Origin of the sequence: Kitasatospora cystarginea (genome assembly GCF_039533515.1) — a bacterium.
Taxonomy (GTDB): Bacteria; Actinomycetota; Actinomycetes; order Streptomycetales; family Streptomycetaceae; genus Kitasatospora; species Kitasatospora cystarginea.
The window spans coordinates 49,779-66,094 of record NZ_BAAATR010000047.1 but is presented as its reverse complement, the minus strand read 5'-3'; the positions used below and the strand labels follow the sequence as shown (position 1 = coordinate 66,094).

Genomic DNA, 16,316 nt, shown 5'->3' with positions numbered 1-16,316 from the left:
ATGGCTCGTCGGTCACGGTGTCCACGTAGACGGACTCCAGCGTGCCGATCCTGTGGCGATCGGCATCGACCACGTCGTGACCGCGCCATTCCCGGATGTCATTCGCTTCGAACACCAGCAACCTCCGAGGTCGGTGGGCATCTCCCATCCTCCTACCGGGGCCACCGCCGAGCCCGCGCGGTGCGCCGACCGGGCCAATCGGCGCGACTGCCGGCTCTGTGGCGAGGGCGGAAGTCCACCGGTCGCCGGCAGCCTGTCGGGCCCATACGGTCGTGTCCTGGAGATGGGCCGTCGTCACAGGAGGTCGGGATGCGGCACTACCGGTGGATCCTGGAGACCCAGGACGACGTCGGCCACTGGTCCCAGCAGGACGGCGCTCCCATGCCGAATCCCCTCGGATACGAGGGACCGCCCCAGCGAGCGGCCAACCACCTGCGGGACGTGTTCGTGCGCACGCTCTCCAGGCCCACTCCAGGCCCCCGGGCGATCAGAGTCCGGGTCTGGGAGGGGCGACACTCTGTCGGCGAGCCCCAGGCCGAAACCGAGTGGTCACGCGAGTGACACGATCAGCCTCAGCCGGCGGGACGGGCGCACACGCGCCCCATCCCGCGGCGCTCCTGCCGGAGGTCCCTCCTCCGGGGATAGATCCGGTCGTGTGGGCCGGTCATCGTGTGCGGGGCTGGCGAGGAGCTGGGCTATGCGGGTTCGGGCCATGCTGCGGCACGCGTCCGGGCGACCTCCGCGCGCCTGTCGGCCTCACCCGGGCCGTTGGCCGGCAGGACAGCCGACGGCAGGAAGTCGGAGTGGAACTCCGACTCTGCGGCACTGTCGCCCCCACCCGCGGTGAGCAAGGCGCTCGCGGTCCTGCTGCTGGTCGGGTCTGCCGCTTCGTACATCAGCCGACCGGCGTCGACGGCCTCCGTAGACGGCGGGATGACCAGCAGGTCCAGCCGGCGAGGGGCGTAGGAGAACACCGTGATCATGTGCTGGTCCTGCTCCGTGGTGAACCAGCCGACATGGACGGTGTGCCCCGCGACCGGAATCCGCCGCGGGATGGCCGGCCACTGCGCCGGGTTCACGGTGATCCGGATGACCCGGCCCCACCGTTTTTCCAATTCCGCTGCCAGGTCGGGAAGTTCGAGAAGAAGATCACGCGATCGAGGCCACCAGGCACCGTCCAGACGGCCCGTACGGACGCCGCCGGACGCAAGCGACAGCCAGACAGGGAGTTTTGGAGTCCGGAGCGTCGTCGCGCGATCGAGGGTCACGGTCATGATCGAGAACCTGTCTCCGGACCCGACAAGAGAGAGATCCGGGATAGCCGTGCGCCGGAGACGACGCCAGTGTCCGGTGCTGGCATACGAGGTGCCTTCGGTGACATCCAGGCTACTCCGAGTCGATGCGGAACCCGGGAATGCTCACGTCGGGCTGCTTTCCCGCCGTGCTACACGTGGAACGGGACGGTCCTGACGACGACCTTGGGCAGGGGGCGGAGTGCCCGTCGCAGCCGAGCCGCGAGTCGGTTGTGCAGGAGACGGTGCCGCAAGTGCCGGACGACGATCTCCGGGAGGACGACCTCGACCGGCAGCAGACCGTCATCGACGGCTACTGGTGGGGCCTGGCCAAACGCTCCATCCAGCTCGGCTGACCCCTGGGGCACTGGCGTCCTCCGTCGGGGAGTCGCCGCCGAACACGTGGGGGTCAAGGGGGCGCAGGTTCAAATCCTGTCGTCCCGACCAGCGTTTTTGGTCTGTACCGGTCTTCGGTGTGGCTCCCGATCATGGAAGTAGCACCTGATGAGTGACGTGACTGTCTCGGTTGAGGCGGTTGAAGAGGTCCGGTCGGTCGAGCTGGCGGCGGACCTGCTGGATGGCCATCTGAAGGACAGTCAGATTGCTGTCACTCGCGGCGACTGGAGCCGGTCCAGAACCCTGGGGGCCGCTGGGGATCACTTTGGGGTCGCACGCGATGAGCGCCAATGAGCGCCCGTGGGCGAAAACAGGCGTCCATGCATGAACTTGATGCTGACGGTATGTCACTTTGGGTCGTACTTCGCCAGCGAGGACTGTTGTGATGCGTATCAACATCCTTTGATTCCGGTGCAGTTGAGCCACAAAGAAGCCAAGATATTGAGGTCCCGGCTGTCGGCGCTACTTGAACCCCTTCGAGTCATCGTCGGTGCCACGCCGCGGTCCGGAGTGGCGGCTGACCGTGAACGCCCTCCCGCAGCTGTGGCCGGCGTCCTCGCGGTACGGCGAGGCCGATCGGCGGCTGTGGCGCCTGGCCGGGCACGGGGGGCGCTGGCCGTGTGGTTCTCGGTCGGAGCGCACCCCCTCGACGCCACACCGGCCGATGTCCCACCGTCCCGCTCGGCGTGCTCCGCCCGCGTGCTGCGCGGCGCAATCGGCCGAGCGCCGGGGGCGTCGGGGGTCAGAGTTTGAACATCGCGGTGTACGGCTGGGTGATGCGTTCCTGTCGTGATCCGAAGTCGACGAGTACCGCGATGTCGCCGTCACCTTCGACGGCGATGACCCGGCCGAGGCCGTACCCGTCATGGGTGACCCGGTCGCCGATGGCGAAGTGCTTGCGCGGTGCCTCCGCCCGGGTCTTGAAGGGGCTGGTGGGCAGGGGGCGGCGACCTGCTGAGAATTTCGTCATTCCCGCCAGTATGCACCTGGAAGCGCGGGCGCGGGCCTTTCCAGCGCATTCGAGTTCGAGTCGGGCTGAAATGCCGCGCCCGCAGTCCAGTGCGCCCCCTGAATGGCGCCGGTGGGCGGCGTGGTGCGCCGCCTTCGCGGGGCTGTCACCGCGAGGGCAGGCGTTCCGCACCGCGGGAATCGCCCTCCCCTGGGAGCCGTCGACCTCGACGGGGTGCGGGCCGGATGCTCAAGGGGCTTGCCCTCCAGGCGTGTTCACGTTCCTCTCGGCTCGGAACCGGCCGCCCCCGGGGAAGGCTCCCGCAGAATCAGGGGTGAAACATCCCACCGCGGCGGGCCGTGGCCTGCTACAGTCGACTTAGTTGCAGTAGTGGTTCCCATGAACTTTGTGTGCGCCTGCTGATGTGTTGCAGGCGCATTTTTGTTCCCCGGCTCTTCCCCGGTGGGCGCTCCATGCGGTGACTCGAAGCCCGCACTCTGCGTGCTTCGGACAGTCCCTTGAAGGAGATTTCTTAATGGCTAATGGCACTGTGAAGTGGTTCAACTCGGAGAAGGGCTTCGGCTTCATCGAGCAGGAGGGTGGCGGCCCCGACGTCTTCGCCCACTTCTCGAACATCAACGCCAACGGCTTCCGTGAGCTGCTTGAGGGCCAGAAGGTCGAGTTCGACGTCACGCAGGGCCAGAAGGGCCCGCAGGCCGAGAACATTCGCCCGCTGTAGTTCTTCTGCCACGGCACTCGCCTGGTAGCGAGGGGCCCGCACCGCGCACATGCCCGGTGCGGGCCCCTCGGTCATCGCGCCACGGCGCATCCTCCCGGCCGTTCAAGCCCCTGGCTCCGCCACCGGCGGCCATTCCCACGCGAGACGCACAGCGCCGCGTCCGGATCGGCGCCCTGCCGTGACAGCTCACGGTTCGAGGTTCTTCGCTCCCGCCCTCCGCGGTGAGCGCCGACAGTAGGTGACGTGCCGCACGGTTCCACCGTCCACGCTCCGCCCGTCACATTTCAGGCCCGTTCCCTTGCGGTCTCCGTCCGGCGCTCCGCGCCACGGAGCCTTCCTCGTGACGTGCCACCCGAGGAAGGTTTTCCGCATGGCCCGCTCCCGTCGCTCCTCGTACCACAACGCCGACTTCCGCTCCGCGGCCGGCTCCCGTTCCAGTGGCGGCTCCTTCTACGGCGACCGGCCCGCCGCAGGCCGACGCCCCTCCGGCCGGAGCGCCCCTCGGGACCCCTCCGCGCATGGCGAGTTCGCGATGCCGGTGAGCACGACCCCGGCACTGCCGGCCGTCGAGTCCTTCGACGAGCTGGACATGCCGAAGGCGCTGCTGTCGGTGCTGACCCGCCAGGGCGTCACCGCGCCGTTCCCGATCCAGGCCGCAACGCTGCCGAACTCGCTGGCCGGCCGCGACGTCCTCGGACGAGGCCGGACCGGCTCCGGCAAGACCATCGCGTTCGGCCTCGCCGTGCTGGCCCGCACCGTCGGGCAGAGGGCCGAGCCGCGTTACCCGCTGGCCGTGGTGCTGGTCCCCACCCGCGAGCTCGCGCAGCAGGTCACCGAGGCACTCACCCCCTACGCCCACGCTGTGCGCCTGCGGATGGCGACCGTGGTGGGCGGGACGTCGATCAGCCGCCAGGCATGGATGCTGAACCGCGGGGCGGAGGTCGTGGTGGCCACCCCGGGCCGGCTCAAGGACCTGATCCAGCGTGGCGACTGCCGGCTGGACCGGGTCGGCATCACGGTGCTCGACGAGGCCGACCAGATGGCCGACATGGGCTTCCTGCCGCAGGTCACCGAGCTCCTCGAACAGGTCGCCGAAGGCGGCCAGACGATGCTGTTCTCCGCCACCCTGGACCGCAACGTCGACCGCCTGGTGCGGCGCTTCCTGAAGGACCCGGTCACGCACTCGGTGGACCCGTCCGCGGCAGCGGTCAGCACCATGGAGCACCACGTGCTGCACGTGCAGAACTTCGACAAGAACGCCACGATCGCCCACATCGCTTCCCGCGACGGCAGGGTGATCATGTTTGTCGACACCAAGCACGGCGCGGACCGCCTGGTGGAGGACCTGCTCGCGAACGGGGTGAAGGCCGCGGCCCTGCACGGCGGCAAGTCCCAGCCCCAGCGCACCCGCACCCTGGAGCAGTTCCGCACCGGCCAGGTCACCGCGTTGATCGCGACCAACGTCGCCGCCCGGGGCATCCACGTCGACGGGCTCGACCTGGTCGTCAACCTGGACCCGCCGGGCGACCACAAGGACTACCTGCACCGGGGCGGGCGCACGGCCCGGGCCGGTGAGTCCGGCACCGTCGTCACCCTCGTCCTGCCCAACCAGCGCCGCGCGATGGCCCGCATGATGACCACCGCCGGCATCACCCCCGTCACCACCAGGGTCCTCGCCGGCGACGAGGACCTGGCCCGTATCACCGGCGCCCGCGTGCCCACCGGCATTCCCACCGTGATCGCCGACCCCGTCGTCGAGCGGCCGCGCCGCGGCCCGTCCACGAGTCGCGGCCGCCGCGGCCGCCCCGCGTATGCCGCCGGCGACACCCGGGCCGCCTCCGGCCGCGACGACCGGGGCTCCGCCGGCCGCCGCCGGACGCCCCGGCGCGCCGCTCCCGCCGCGTAGTACCGCCGGTCCCGCTCGTCGCCGAGGGATCTTCTCCGCGTGGCCTCGCTCGAACAGTAGGAGCCGGTCGGTGCACTCCTCCCGCACGGAGTGTGTGAATCGTTCCGCGCGCGGGTTGCAGTTGGGGCTGCGGGGCGGAATCCCGGCGACTGGGGAGGTGCCGACCTGGACGGAGGTCAGCAGGGCGTGCTGGGGGTCGGTGGTGGGTTTTGCGGCGTCGAAGGCGAGGAGGGCGCTGCTTCCGCGCGCCGTGACCCATACCGTCTTTCCGTCCGGTACCACTGATCGCAGATTGCGGCCCGCAGTATGGCCTTCTCAACGCTGCGGTGAACGGACGCCCCGACAGCGGGTGCGGACGTCGGCGTTCCTCCGCGAGCCGTTCGGGGGCCCGCGTCTCCATCCGCCCCGGGGCGGTTCACTCCGCGTTGATGGAGCCGAGTACGTCCAGCTTCGCCGCGCTCCGTGCGGGCCAGCTGGCCGCCAGTACTCCCACCAGGGCCGCCAGCGCGAGGAAGACCACGATACGCAACCAGGGGATGACCATCACGTACCCCGGAATGTCCCGGGCGACCGCGTCTCCTGCCGCCCAGGCGATGAACAGACCGAGCACCACGCCAGTCACCGCGCCGAAGAGCGAGATGACCACCGATTCCAGTCGGATCATCCGCTTGACCCCGGTGCGGTCGAGGCCGACGGCCCGCAGCATGCCGATCTCGCGGCGCCGCTCGAAGACGGCCATCACCAGGGTGTTGATCACCCCGAGCACCGCGATGATCAGGGACATTCCCAGCAGCCCGTACATGAGGTTGAGCGCGGTATTGACTTGGCCGCCGAAGGCGTCGCGGATGCCCTTCCGGTCCAGGACTGAGATCGCAGGGTTGTCACCGAAGCTATCAGTGATGGCCTGGGCGGTTTTGTCGTTGGCTCCACCGGAGACGGTGACCAGCACCATGGGGATCTCGGGCTTGTTCAGATGCGGTGTCACCATCCGTTCCGGCATGACGACACTGCCCAGCATGCGGTTGTCCGCGAAGGTTCCGCCCACCGTCACCTGGACCTTGAACCCGTCGGGGTAGCTGGCCTGGAGTGGGTCGCCTACCTTCCACCCGCGCTTGTTGGCAACCTCGTCGGCCACCAGGACCTTCCCATCGCCCAGCGCGTTCCGCGAACCGTGCACCATCGTGATCTTGACGGTCTTCGACAGCCCGTTGGGGTCGGCAGCGGTGACCGATGAGGACTTGCCGCCCACGTCAAAGTGGGACTGCCGTAGGGCGGTTGCCGCAGTGACGCCCGGCACCTTCGAGATCGTGGTCGCCAACGAGTCGTCGAGCGAGTCGTTGTTGACCATCTGCACCATGTAGTCGGCTGACAGGTTGTCCACCGTGGTCCTGTCGATGTTCCGACCGACGGAGACGCCCAGCACCGTAAAGCCGGTGATCAGCGTCAGGCCGATGGCCAGCGCCGAGGCGGTGGCAGCGGTACGGCGCGGGTTGCGCCGTGCGTTACCGGCGGCGAGGGCGCCCGAGACGCCGAACAGCCGGGTCAACGGCCGCCGTACAAGCGCGATGATCGGTTGCGACAACAACGGGGTCAGCACGATCACGCCGACGAGCAGCAGAAACGCCCCGCCGCCAATGACGTCTTCGGCGTCTTTGACCGTCAGCGCCCTGCCCGTGTAGATCAGCGCGGCACCAGCCACGGCCAGCAGCCCGCCGAAGGTGTTGCGCAGTACCAGGGACTTGGTGGGCGCCGGTAGCTCCGCACTGCTCATCGCGGCGACCGGCGGGATCTTCGCGGCCCGGCGAGCGGGCAGCCAGGCGGCGAACACAGTGATCAGTACACCCAGCGCGAACGCGGTGAGCGTCGTCGACGGCGCCACGACCACCGGTCCCGAAGGCACCTTGAGACCAAGCGAATTCATCGTTGAACGCAGCGCCACGGCCACTCCGACTCCGGCCGCGAAACCGACCGCCGACCCGGCCGCGCCCACGAACAGCGCCTCGGTGAGCACTGAACGGCGCACCTGGCGGCGACTTGCGCCCAGCGCCCGTAGCAGTGCCAGTTCCTTGGTGCGCTGGGCGACCAGCATGGTGAAGGTGTTGGCGATCAGGAAGCCCCCGACGAAGAGTGCGACCTCGGCGAACACCGTCATCATGGTGTTGGTGGCCGCGAACGAATTCCCGAACCCCTGGGCCTGTTGTTCGGCACGTTGTTTGCCGGTCTGCGCGACGGTGTGGCCGTCCTTGGGCAGCAGCGGGGTGATCTCGTCGAGGATCGTCTGCGGTGAGGTGCCCTTGTCGGCGGTGGCGGTCACTTCCGAGAAGTGGCCGGGGGTCAGGTAGAGCGACTGGGCGCTCGCGGTGTCGAACAGCACCAGCGAGCCGCCGGCGCTCACCGAGCCGTCGTCGGTGGTGAAGATGCCGGTGACGGTGTACGTCTTGACCGGGCCGTTGGTGGCGATCCGCGCCGGGTCGCCGACGTGGAAGCCGCCCTTGTCGGCGGTGTCCTTGTCCAGCGCGACCTCACCGGTGCGCGCCGGGCCTCGGCCGGAGACGAACGCGTAGCGCGGGTCCTGGCCGTTGCTGCCGGGCGCGAAGTTGGCGCCGGAGTTGGTCCAGCCGTCGTCGATCAACTTGCCCTTGGCGTCGGCGACTCCGGCGAACCCGGAGACCAGCCCGGTGGCGGAGGTGACGCCCGGCAGCTTGTCGACCTGGTTGAGGGTCTGCTGGCTGATGCCCTCGTCGTGCTGGCCCGACGGGCTGCCGTAGCTGGTGATGGCGACGGCCACGTTGTCGTACGACTTGGCCGACTGGTTCTTGTAGGCGTTGTCGATGGTGTCGGTGAAGATCAGGGTGCCGGAGACGAAGGCGACGCCGAGCAGTACGGCGAGCACGGTCATCAGCAGTCTGGCCTTGTGCGCTAGCACGTTGCGCAGGGCGGTACGGAACATGGTTCAGTCCTGGAGGAGGGGGAAGGTGCCTGAAGCGGAGCTGAGTTGAGGACCACGGCGCGGCCGAATGGGGTCAGCTGGCGCGCTCCTTGGCGCCGGACCGGGGCATCCGGGGAGTTTCTCCAGGAAGATTCCGCATGTGGGACACGACGTCGTCAGCTGTGGGGTTCCGCAGTTCGTCTACGATGCGGCCGTCGGCGAGGAAGATGACGCGGTCCGCGTACGAGGCAGCCACCGGATCGTGGGTGACCATAACCACCGTCTGCCCCAACTCCCGTACCGAGCCGCGCAGGAAGCCCAAGATCTCGGCGCCGGAGCGCGAGTCGAGATTTCCTGTCGGCTCGTCCGCGAAGATGATCTGAGGGCGGCTAGCCAGCGCGCGGGCCACAGCGACTCGCTGCTGTTGACCGCCCGACAACTGCGCCGGGCGGTGCTTCAACCGATCGGTGAGACCAACGGTTTCGACGACTTTGGAGAGCCATGCCTGGTCGAGTCCGCGCCCGGCGATGTCCATCGGCAGCGTGATGTTCTCGATCGCGTTCAAGGTGGGGAGCAGGTTGAACGCTTGGAAAATGAAGCCGATCTTGTCCCGGCGGAGCTTGGTGAGCTGCTGGTCGTTGAGGCTGGACAGCTCGGTGTCACCGATCCTGGCGGATCCGACGGAGATGGTGTCGAGCCCGGCCATGCAGTGCATCAGCGTCGACTTGCCGGAGCCGGACGGGCCCATGATCGCGGTGAACCGGCCGCGTCCGAACTCCACGGTCACCGAGTCGAGGGCGGCAACGCGGGTCTCGCCGTGGCCGTAGACCTTGCTCAGCTCTGTCGCACGCGCGGCAACGCCGCAGGGAGCTTGGAGGGTTGTGGAGGTAGCTGCTGCCTGCGACACGGGGGTACTCCTGGAGAGCGGGGTCAACTGCCTTCCATCGTGGTCGCGCAGGTGCCCCGGATCCGTCGCTCCGAGGGCGGAAATGAGTGGCATGCCGAAAGACAGAGCGGCCGCAGGGACGTACGCCTCGCGGACCACAGCGCCTCTGCCTTAGGGAATAGACACCCAAGACCTCCCCGGCCGCTACCTCGGAGCTCTGGTGGAAGCGTCCCAGGAGCCGTCGGCAGCCCCTGCCCTGGGCGGTGCAGCACATCGGACACGGCCCAGGGCAGCGGGCCTTCAGCCCATGAGGCCCGCCTGGTGGGCCAGGAGGGCCGCCTGGACCCGGCTGGCCGTCCCCGTCTTCTCCAGGATCGACCGGACGTGCGTCTTGACCGTCCCCACCCCGATACCGAGGTGCTGCCCGATCGCGAGGTTGGGCAGCCCCTTCCCCAGCATGGCCAGCACCTCGCGCTCCCGGTCGGTCAGCCCCGCCACCAGCCGGTCCGGTGCGCTGGTCCTGGCTTCCGTGACGGCCCCGCCGCCGCGCAGCATCCGCTGGATGACGGCTGCGGTGACGCCGGGCGAGAGGACCGCGTCGCCTGCCGCCGCGGCCCGTACCGCGCTGATCAGCTCCTGCGGCCCGTCGTCCTTGAGCAGGAAACCGGTGGCACCGGCTTGCAGTGCCCGGATGACGTACTCCTCCTCGCCGAAGGTGGTCAGCATGACCACCTTCGGCTTGGGGACGAGGGCGACCAGCCGCGCGATGGCCGCGAGCCCGTCAAGCACGGGCATACGGATGTCGAGGAGCGCCACGTCGGGCCGGTGCTCGACGGCGAGCCGGGTGGCGTCGGCGCCGTTGGCTGCCTCGCCCACTACCTCGATGCCGTCGGCGTGCCGGAGGATCAGCCGGACACTGTGCCGGATCATCTCCTCGTCGTCGGCGAGCAGCACCCGGATCACGGAGCCCGTCCCAGGACCTTCCCCGAAATCGGTGACATCGGCGTGGTCAGCCATGTGTCCTGCCCCCGTGGAGCCCGTCGGTCACCATAGGCACCGCAAAACGGTCGATTGTGATCAGCGTGTCAGAGCGGAAACAGTAGCGGACGATGTCGAGCCGCCCGCCCTGGGGTTTGCTCTGCACGTACGGGTAGAGGCAGTCCGTGGCGGACTCGGGGCGTTCTGGCTCACGGCCGAAGGCGGCTGCGCGCACCACTTTGTCGTCCGGGGGCACGGCACCCTCCACCTGCTGCCTCGCCATCCCTACCCGAGGCGTCTCTGGGTGGTAGCCGGGGCCGGGCAGGGCCTTGTGCACCATCACCACCCCGAACAGCATCATCACGCCCACGCCCACCAGGCCGAGCAGCCCGGTGACGGCGCCGGTGAGCCGCAGCTCGACGCGCGAGAGCCCCCGGCCGGGCTCAGCGGCGCCGACCGCCGCCGCCTCGCGCGGCGCCGCGTCAGTCCACCCTCCGCCGATTCCCGGATCCGCGGGGATCTCCGCCGCGACGGTGAACCCGCCGCCCGGCGTCGCGCCCGCCTCGAAAGTGCCGCCGAGCAGCGCCACCCGCTCCCGCAGACCGATCAGCCCGCGCCCAGAACCGAGTCCTGTAGTGGCGGGGGCTGTGGGCACAACGCCGTTACGGACCCGGATCCCCACCCGCCCGTCGGTGTGCGTGACCGTGACGGTCACATGGGCCCCGGCCGCATACCGATGGACGTTGGTCAGCGATTCGCGCACCACCCGGTGCACCGCACGCCGCACGCGGGCTGGCCGCGTGTCGAGGTCATCCCCCTCCCAGGAGAACTCGACGGAAATGCCGCCGCCGCGTGACTCCTCGACCAACACCTCGATGTCCGAGCGGGTTCCTGTCGCGTCGGTCAGCACGTCAGTGCCGGTGTCCCGCCCCAGCGGGCCGAGAACCCCCAGCACCTCGCGCAGCTCCCGCATCGCGTCACGAGTGGCCCGCCGCACCAGCGTGGCTTCCTCCCGCAGCTCCGGCGACTCCTCGCGCAGCGCCATCTCCAAACCGCCCACGTGCAGCGAGATCAGGCTCAGCCGGTGTCCGACCAGATCGTGCATCTCCGCGGCTATGCGCGACCGTTCGTGCAGGCGCGACTCGCTGTCCGAGAGCCGGCGCGCCTCCTCGGCGGCAGCCGTACGCTCCCGCAGTGCCTGCAGCAGCCGGTCCTGCTGCCCGCCCGCCGTGCCGACCAGTCCTGGTATGAGGACCGTAGTCGCGGCGAGTACCGCACCGAGCGCGAGCCCGTACGGCCTGCTGCCGATCCCGGTGGCGGGAGCCGACACGAAACAGGCCAGCATGGGCAGCGCTACCCCGGCGAGCAGCAGCGCGGCGCGGCGCTGCGGCGCCTTCGTCAGCCGGGTGGCGGTGTGTGAGGCCACTGCGGTCAGCAGCCCCGTGGAGGGCAGCAGGCCCATCAGCGCGGACAGCCCGAGCACACTCGCCACCGGGAACCGACGCCGTACCACTACCAGCCCGACGCCGATGAGTGCCAAGATCGACGCGTTGTCGAACGACATCCGCAGCGACGGCCTCTCAGCGGCAAATGTGAGCAACACCAGCAGCCCGGCGAGAATCGCCTCACCCACCCCCCGCCAGAGGCACCGCGCCCGTTCTCCGGGTCCGGAGACCGGGCCCCGGGCGGCCAGACGGCCAGCGAAGGCCAACGAAGCGCTGAAAAACATAACGCCGATTATGGGCCCCACCCGCGCCGGGCCCGTACGCCTTGCGCAGGACCGTCCCTCTATCGAAAGGCAGAGGAATGGAATCTCACCCAATGCCAGCAACAATGCCGGTGATTGCTGGCTGTGCGAGGCAGAGGATCCAGGCCCCGAGCGCCGTCGCGGTGCTTCCACCTGCGGCCGACGACCGGCCCGCCCAGCACCGCCCCGAGATGCGCGCCCTCGTCGACCTCGGCCGGGACGGTCATTCCACCGACGACGGGAACGCCCGGGTCGTCTCCCCGGACCCCACCGATCGCCTCCGGCCAGGCGGAACGGACCTCCCGGCTTCGACAGGGAGCGGTACAAGAAGCGCAACGTCGTCGAGCGGGCGATCAACAAGCTCAAGGGCTTCCCAGCCGTGGCTACCCGCCATGACGAGCGAGGGCACGCGTTCCTGGGCACCGTGACCTTCGCGGCCGTCATCATCTGGGGGTGTGTCAGCGAAGCTTTCCGACACGCTCGAGGGCTCGGCCACGGGCTCTCTGGCCCACGTGGTCAGTGCAGGACGGTCCGCGGGGTGGCGGGGACGGGCGCGAGCCGGTAGGCGTCCTCGTGGGTGACCACGCGGCCGGCGGTGGGCGGCGCGAAGTGCGTGCCGAGGACCAGGGTGTCCGTGTCGGCGAGGGAGCCGAGCAGCTTGCGGCGCGAGGCCTCGGACTGCGCCGGGTCGATGTCGACGCAGGCGCCGATGGCGGGGTGGGCGAACTGGACCGGGTGATGGATGCAGTCGCCGGTGATCAGCGCCGTCTCCCCCTGGCTGGTCAGCTCGACAGCGATGTGGCCGGGGGTGTGACCGGGCGTGGGCAGCAGGCGCAGGCCCGGGGCGATCTCGACCCCCTCGGCTGGGACGTCGACGAGGTCGAGCAGCCCCGCCTCCTCGACCGGGATCACGGAGTCGCGGAACATCTGCCTGCGTGCCTCCTCCATGTCGTACGTGGCCCAGAACTCCCGCTCGGCGCGGGAGGTGACGTAGCGGGCGTTGGGGAAGGTGGGGACCCACTCGCCAGTCACCTCCTGCGTGTTCCAGCCGACGTGGTCGGCGTGCAGGTGGGTGAGGATCACCAGATCGACGGAGTCCGGGTGGAAGCCGGCAGCGGTGAGGCGCTCGAGAAAGTCGGTCCGCAGGTTGTGCCACGCCGGGTTTGCCCGCTCCTTGCCGTTGCCGATGCCGGTGTCGACGAGGATGCGCAGCCCGCCGACGGTGAAGGCGAAGCTGTGGCTGTCGATGTGCAGGATGCCCTCGTGGTCGGCGAAGTCAGGGTGCAGCCAGTCCTGGTGCTTGACCACGTCCGTGGTGGCGTCCGGCAGCAGCCAGTGGCCGGTCGCGGGCGGCAGGAGGACCTCGTCGATGCGGTGGACGGTGACAGCGCCCACGATCCAGGAGGGGATGGCGGTGGTCTGGTCGGCCGGTGAAGCGTTCATGGTCCGTCGTTCCTTTGTTCTTCAGTGGTTTCAGCGGAGGTGGTCGTCTGCGGTGCGGAGTGCCTTGCGTCCAGACGCGGTGAGTGCTGCCGCCGCCGCGACAGCGAGGAGTGCGGCGGCCACGGCGTAGGTGAGGGAAGTGGTCCGCAGCCCGAAGTGTTGGGTGGCGGCGCCTGCGGCGATGGCGGGCAGGCTCATGGACAGGTAGCTGAGGACGTAATAGGCGGCCAGGGTCGCGGCGCGGTCCCCTTCGTCGAGCGAGGCGAGCATCGCGCGGAGCGCGCCTTGGGAGACAGCACCGAAAGCGATGCCGGCCAGGGCCGCGCCGCCGTAGACGGCGGTCAGGCTGGCGCTGTGCAGACCGAGCAGGCTCAGGGCCGCGGAGGGGATGACCACCAGGGTTCCGCCGGTGGCGGCGGCGAGCGGCGCGGTCCTGCGCAGCCCCCACACGGTGAGCGCGGCCCCGGCACTGACGATGAAGAAGACCATCCCGGCAAACACGTGCGGGGCGCCGGGGGCCACCAGGCGTACGAGCGCCGGTCCGAGGGAGGAGTAGAAGCCGCCCAGCGCCCAGACGGCGGCGACTCCGGTGCCGGCTGCCAGCAGGGCGCGGCGCGCCGAGGGCGGCACGGCGAGCTGCGGACGCAGGGAGCGCAGTGCGCCAGGGTGCGGGTGGGCCGTCTCCGGCGTCAGGATGACCGCGATCGTCTGGGCGGCGAAGAGTGCTGCCAGGACTACGTACACGGTGGCCGTGGGAGCCGGAACGAAGCGCACGAGCAGGGTGGAGACCAGTACGCCGGCCGCCATGCCGACGACCGGGGCGATGCTGTTGGCCAGGGCGGACCGGCCGGGACGCCGGGGGTCCTCGAGGTCGAGGAGGGCGGCGCCCGCGGCGCTGGTGGCGGCGCCCGTGGCCGCCCCTTGCAGGATGCGGGCGGCGATGAGCGGCCCGGCGCCGTCCGCGGAGGCCAGCAGCAGCATGGACGCTGCCTCCAGGACCAGGGCCCCCATCAGGACGGGCCGCCGCCCTAGGTGGTCGGAGAGCCCTCCGACGGTGAGCAGGGCCACCAGCAGCGCCAGGGCGTAGGCGCTGAAGACCACCGTGATCGTCAGGGCGGTCAGGCCCCATTGGTCCTGGTACAGCGGGTACAGCGGCGTCGGCGCACTGGAGGCGGCCAGGAGGAGGGCGACGATCGACACGTCGAGGGCGAAGGAAGCCGCGCGGGTGCGGGCGGCGGGGCATGGGAACTGCGCGGCTGCGTCTGACATGGCGTTGGACATGGGACCCCTCCCGCTAAACGCAATTGGTTTGCTTTAATTCACCATAGCCCCTAGCGTCAGCTAAAGCAAACGGTTAGCTTTTGGTGCGGAGGGTCGCCCATGATCGCTCCGTCGCTCCAGTCCGATCAGGAGAGAACGTTCATGTCCGCTGCCGAACTCACGCCATCGGAGGCGGCCCGCTGGGCCGACCGCGCCGGGCTCCCACTGCCGACTGACCGGCTCGACGCGGTGGCCGCCACCGCCAACCACATCCAGTCCGTCGTCGCGATCCTGCGGGAACTGGACTTCGGAGACACCCCGCCTGCCGCCGCCTACCGCGCCGGAGAGGAGAAGAACGATGCAGCCGTATGAACTGTCCATCGCCGCAGCTGCTGACGCGATCCGGGCGCGAAAGTTGTCCCCCGTCGAGCTGGTGGACTCCGTCCTCGACCGCCTCGAGCAAGTGGAGCGGCACCTTCAGGCCTACGTCACCGTCGCGGCGGAGGAGGCCCGCCGGGCGGCGCGCAAGGCTGGGCAGGATGTCGCAGCCGGCCGTCTGCGCGGCCCGTTGCACGGCATCCCCATGGGGCTGAAGGACCTGATCGACGTCGCCGGCGCGGCCACCACGGCCAGCTCCCGGGTCCGGGCGGACCACCGCGCTGAGGCCGACAGCACGGTCGCCGCCCGCCTGGTCGCGGCCGGTGCGGTCCTGCTCGGCAAGACGCACACCCATGAGTTCGCCTACGGTCTGACCACCCCGCAGACCCACAACGCCTGGGATCGGGACCGGGTCGCCGGCGGCTCCAGCGGCGGTTCCGCCGTCGCCGTCGCCGCGGGCGCCGCGACCTTCGCTCTGGGCACCGATACCGGCGGATCGATCCGGGTGCCCTCCGCGCTCAACGGAGTCGTCGGCCTCAAACCGACCTACGGCCTCGTCCCCCGCCACGGTGTGACGTCCCTGTCCTGGTCGCTGGACCACGTGGGCCCGATCACCCGCACCGTGGAGGACGCCGCCCTGGTCCTGTCCGCCCTGGCCGGCCACGATCCCCGCGACCCCGCCTCCCTGGCCACCTCCGGCCCGGACTACCGGCCGGGCGGCGCCACGGAACTAACGGGCCTGCGCATCGGCGTGCCGCGCAACTACTACTTCGACCACGTCGACCCTGAGGTAGAGGCCGCCGTCCGGCGCGCCACAGCCGAGCTCGAGAGCCTCGGAGCGCAGCTCGTCGAGGTCGAGATCCCGATGACGCGCTACATCCAGGCCACCCAGTGGGGCCTGATGGTGCCGGAGGCCACCGCTTACCACGAGCGCACCGTGCGCGCCGTCCCCGAGCTGTACCAGGCTGACGTGCGGATCCTTCTCGAAGCCGGCGAGCTGATGCCGGCCGGGGACTACCTGCGCGCCCAGCGCTCGCGCACCCTCATGCAGCAGGCCTGGGCCCGCCTGCTGGAGGAGGTCGACGTGATCGCCGCCCCGACGGTCCCGGCCACTGCGGTGAAGGCGGACGACGAGGCGATCACCTGGTCGGACGGCACCGTCGAGGGGGTCTCCGACGCCTACGTACGCCTCTCCGCCCCCGCCAACATCACCGGGGTGCCCTCGCTGTCCGTCCCGGTCGGCCACGACACGTCGGGCCTGCCCATCGGCATGCAACTGCTCGGCCGACCCCTCGGGGAGCCGGTGCTGCTGCGGGTCGGCCACGCCTACGAGCAGACCCGGCCCGCGCGCCGGCTGGCAGCGGTGTGACGAACCGACCGAGTGGCCCCGGCCGCACCGGCCGGGGCCAGGAC

The 16,316-nt window shown here is 70.0% G+C and carries 14 protein-coding genes and 1 pseudogene; 6 read left to right on the top strand and 9 right to left on the bottom strand.

The genetic code is table 11. The features are described 5' to 3' along the window. A pseudogene (locus tag ABD369_RS34465) lies at window positions 1-115 on the bottom strand (PRC-barrel domain containing protein); the annotation flags it as partial. A 194-nt stretch (window positions 116-309) separates the two neighbouring features. Between ABD369_RS34465 and ABD369_RS34460 the strand changes: the two are divergent. Continuing rightward, window positions 310-561 (top strand): hypothetical protein, encoded by a 252-nt coding sequence (locus ABD369_RS34460; RefSeq protein ID WP_344640568.1) that lies wholly within the window; start codon window positions 310-312, stop codon window positions 559-561. Window positions 562-695: 134 nt separating this feature from the next. Here the strand turns inward: ABD369_RS34460 and ABD369_RS34455 are convergent, their stop codons facing one another. Next, window positions 696-1,274 carry a DUF5994 family protein gene (locus tag ABD369_RS34455; RefSeq protein ID WP_344640567.1) on the bottom strand — a complete coding sequence of 193 codons (579 nt, stop codon included), beginning with the start codon at window positions 1,272-1,274 and terminating at the stop codon, window positions 696-698. 522 nt (window positions 1,275-1,796) lie between these two features. On the opposite strand from ABD369_RS34455, the gene ABD369_RS34450 reads away from it, so the two are divergent. Further along, window positions 1,797-1,982 carry a hypothetical protein gene (locus ABD369_RS34450; protein WP_344640566.1) on the top strand — a complete coding sequence of 62 codons (186 nt, stop codon included), beginning with the start codon at window positions 1,797-1,799 and terminating at the stop codon, window positions 1,980-1,982. A gap of 448 nt (window positions 1,983-2,430) precedes the next feature. Here ABD369_RS34450 and ABD369_RS34445 read toward each other — a convergent pair whose 3' ends face one another. Next, window positions 2,431-2,658: a hypothetical protein gene (locus tag ABD369_RS34445; RefSeq protein WP_344640565.1), complete on the bottom strand. Its 228-nt coding sequence runs from the start codon at window positions 2,656-2,658 to the stop codon at window positions 2,431-2,433. A gap of 514 nt (window positions 2,659-3,172) precedes the next feature. Between ABD369_RS34445 and ABD369_RS34440 the strand changes: the two genes are divergently transcribed. Both ABD369_RS34440 and ABD369_RS34435 read left to right on the top strand, forming a co-directional pair. Then, a complete protein-coding gene (locus tag ABD369_RS34440; protein ID WP_344640564.1) occupies window positions 3,173-3,376 on the top strand; it encodes a cold-shock protein in 204 nt (67 codons plus the stop codon). A 370-nt stretch (window positions 3,377-3,746) separates the two neighbouring features. Continuing rightward, window positions 3,747-5,282: a DEAD/DEAH box helicase gene (locus ABD369_RS34435; protein WP_344640563.1), complete on the top strand. Its 1,536-nt coding sequence runs from the start codon at window positions 3,747-3,749 to the stop codon at window positions 5,280-5,282. A gap of 415 nt (window positions 5,283-5,697) precedes the next feature. Here ABD369_RS34435 and ABD369_RS34430 read toward each other — a convergent pair whose 3' ends face one another. The 6 genes from ABD369_RS34430 to ABD369_RS34400 form a co-directional block, all read right to left on the bottom strand. Continuing rightward, the gene (locus ABD369_RS34430) at window positions 5,698-8,232 is read right to left on the bottom strand and encodes an ABC transporter permease (RefSeq protein ID WP_344640562.1); all 2,535 of its coding nucleotides are present in this window, start codon (window positions 8,230-8,232) and stop codon (window positions 5,698-5,700) included. A 73-nt stretch (window positions 8,233-8,305) separates the two neighbouring features. Further along, the gene (locus ABD369_RS34425) at window positions 8,306-9,118 is read right to left on the bottom strand and encodes an ABC transporter ATP-binding protein (RefSeq protein WP_344640569.1); all 813 of its coding nucleotides are present in this window, start codon (window positions 9,116-9,118) and stop codon (window positions 8,306-8,308) included. A 279-nt stretch (window positions 9,119-9,397) separates the two neighbouring features. Further along, entirely contained in the window at window positions 9,398-10,114 is a 717-nt protein-coding gene (locus tag ABD369_RS34420; protein WP_344640561.1) for a response regulator, read from the bottom strand. Beyond that, window positions 10,107-11,708, bottom strand: a complete 1,602-nt coding sequence (locus ABD369_RS34415) for a sensor histidine kinase (protein ID WP_344640560.1) — start codon at window positions 11,706-11,708, stop codon at window positions 10,107-10,109. The genes ABD369_RS34420 and ABD369_RS34415 overlap by 8 nt, the downstream gene beginning before the upstream one ends. Before the next feature lie 630 nt (window positions 11,709-12,338). Beyond that, the gene (locus ABD369_RS34405; RefSeq protein WP_344640559.1) at window positions 12,339-13,265 is read right to left on the bottom strand and encodes an MBL fold metallo-hydrolase; all 927 of its coding nucleotides are present in this window, start codon (window positions 13,263-13,265) and stop codon (window positions 12,339-12,341) included. Between the two features lie 30 nt (window positions 13,266-13,295). Next, window positions 13,296-14,546, bottom strand: a complete 1,251-nt coding sequence (locus ABD369_RS34400) for an MFS transporter (protein ID WP_344640558.1) — start codon at window positions 14,544-14,546, stop codon at window positions 13,296-13,298. A gap of 141 nt (window positions 14,547-14,687) precedes the next feature. Here ABD369_RS34400 and ABD369_RS34395 point away from each other — a divergent pair, with 141 nt between their 5' ends. Continuing rightward, window positions 14,688-14,897 (top strand): hypothetical protein, encoded by a 210-nt coding sequence (locus ABD369_RS34395; protein WP_344640557.1) that lies wholly within the window; start codon window positions 14,688-14,690, stop codon window positions 14,895-14,897. Further along, window positions 14,884-16,272, top strand: a complete 1,389-nt coding sequence (locus tag ABD369_RS34390) for an amidase (protein ID WP_344640556.1) — start codon at window positions 14,884-14,886, stop codon at window positions 16,270-16,272. Before ABD369_RS34395 ends, ABD369_RS34390 begins: the two co-directional genes overlap by 14 nt. The last annotated feature ends 44 nt before the right edge of the window (window positions 16,273-16,316 follow it).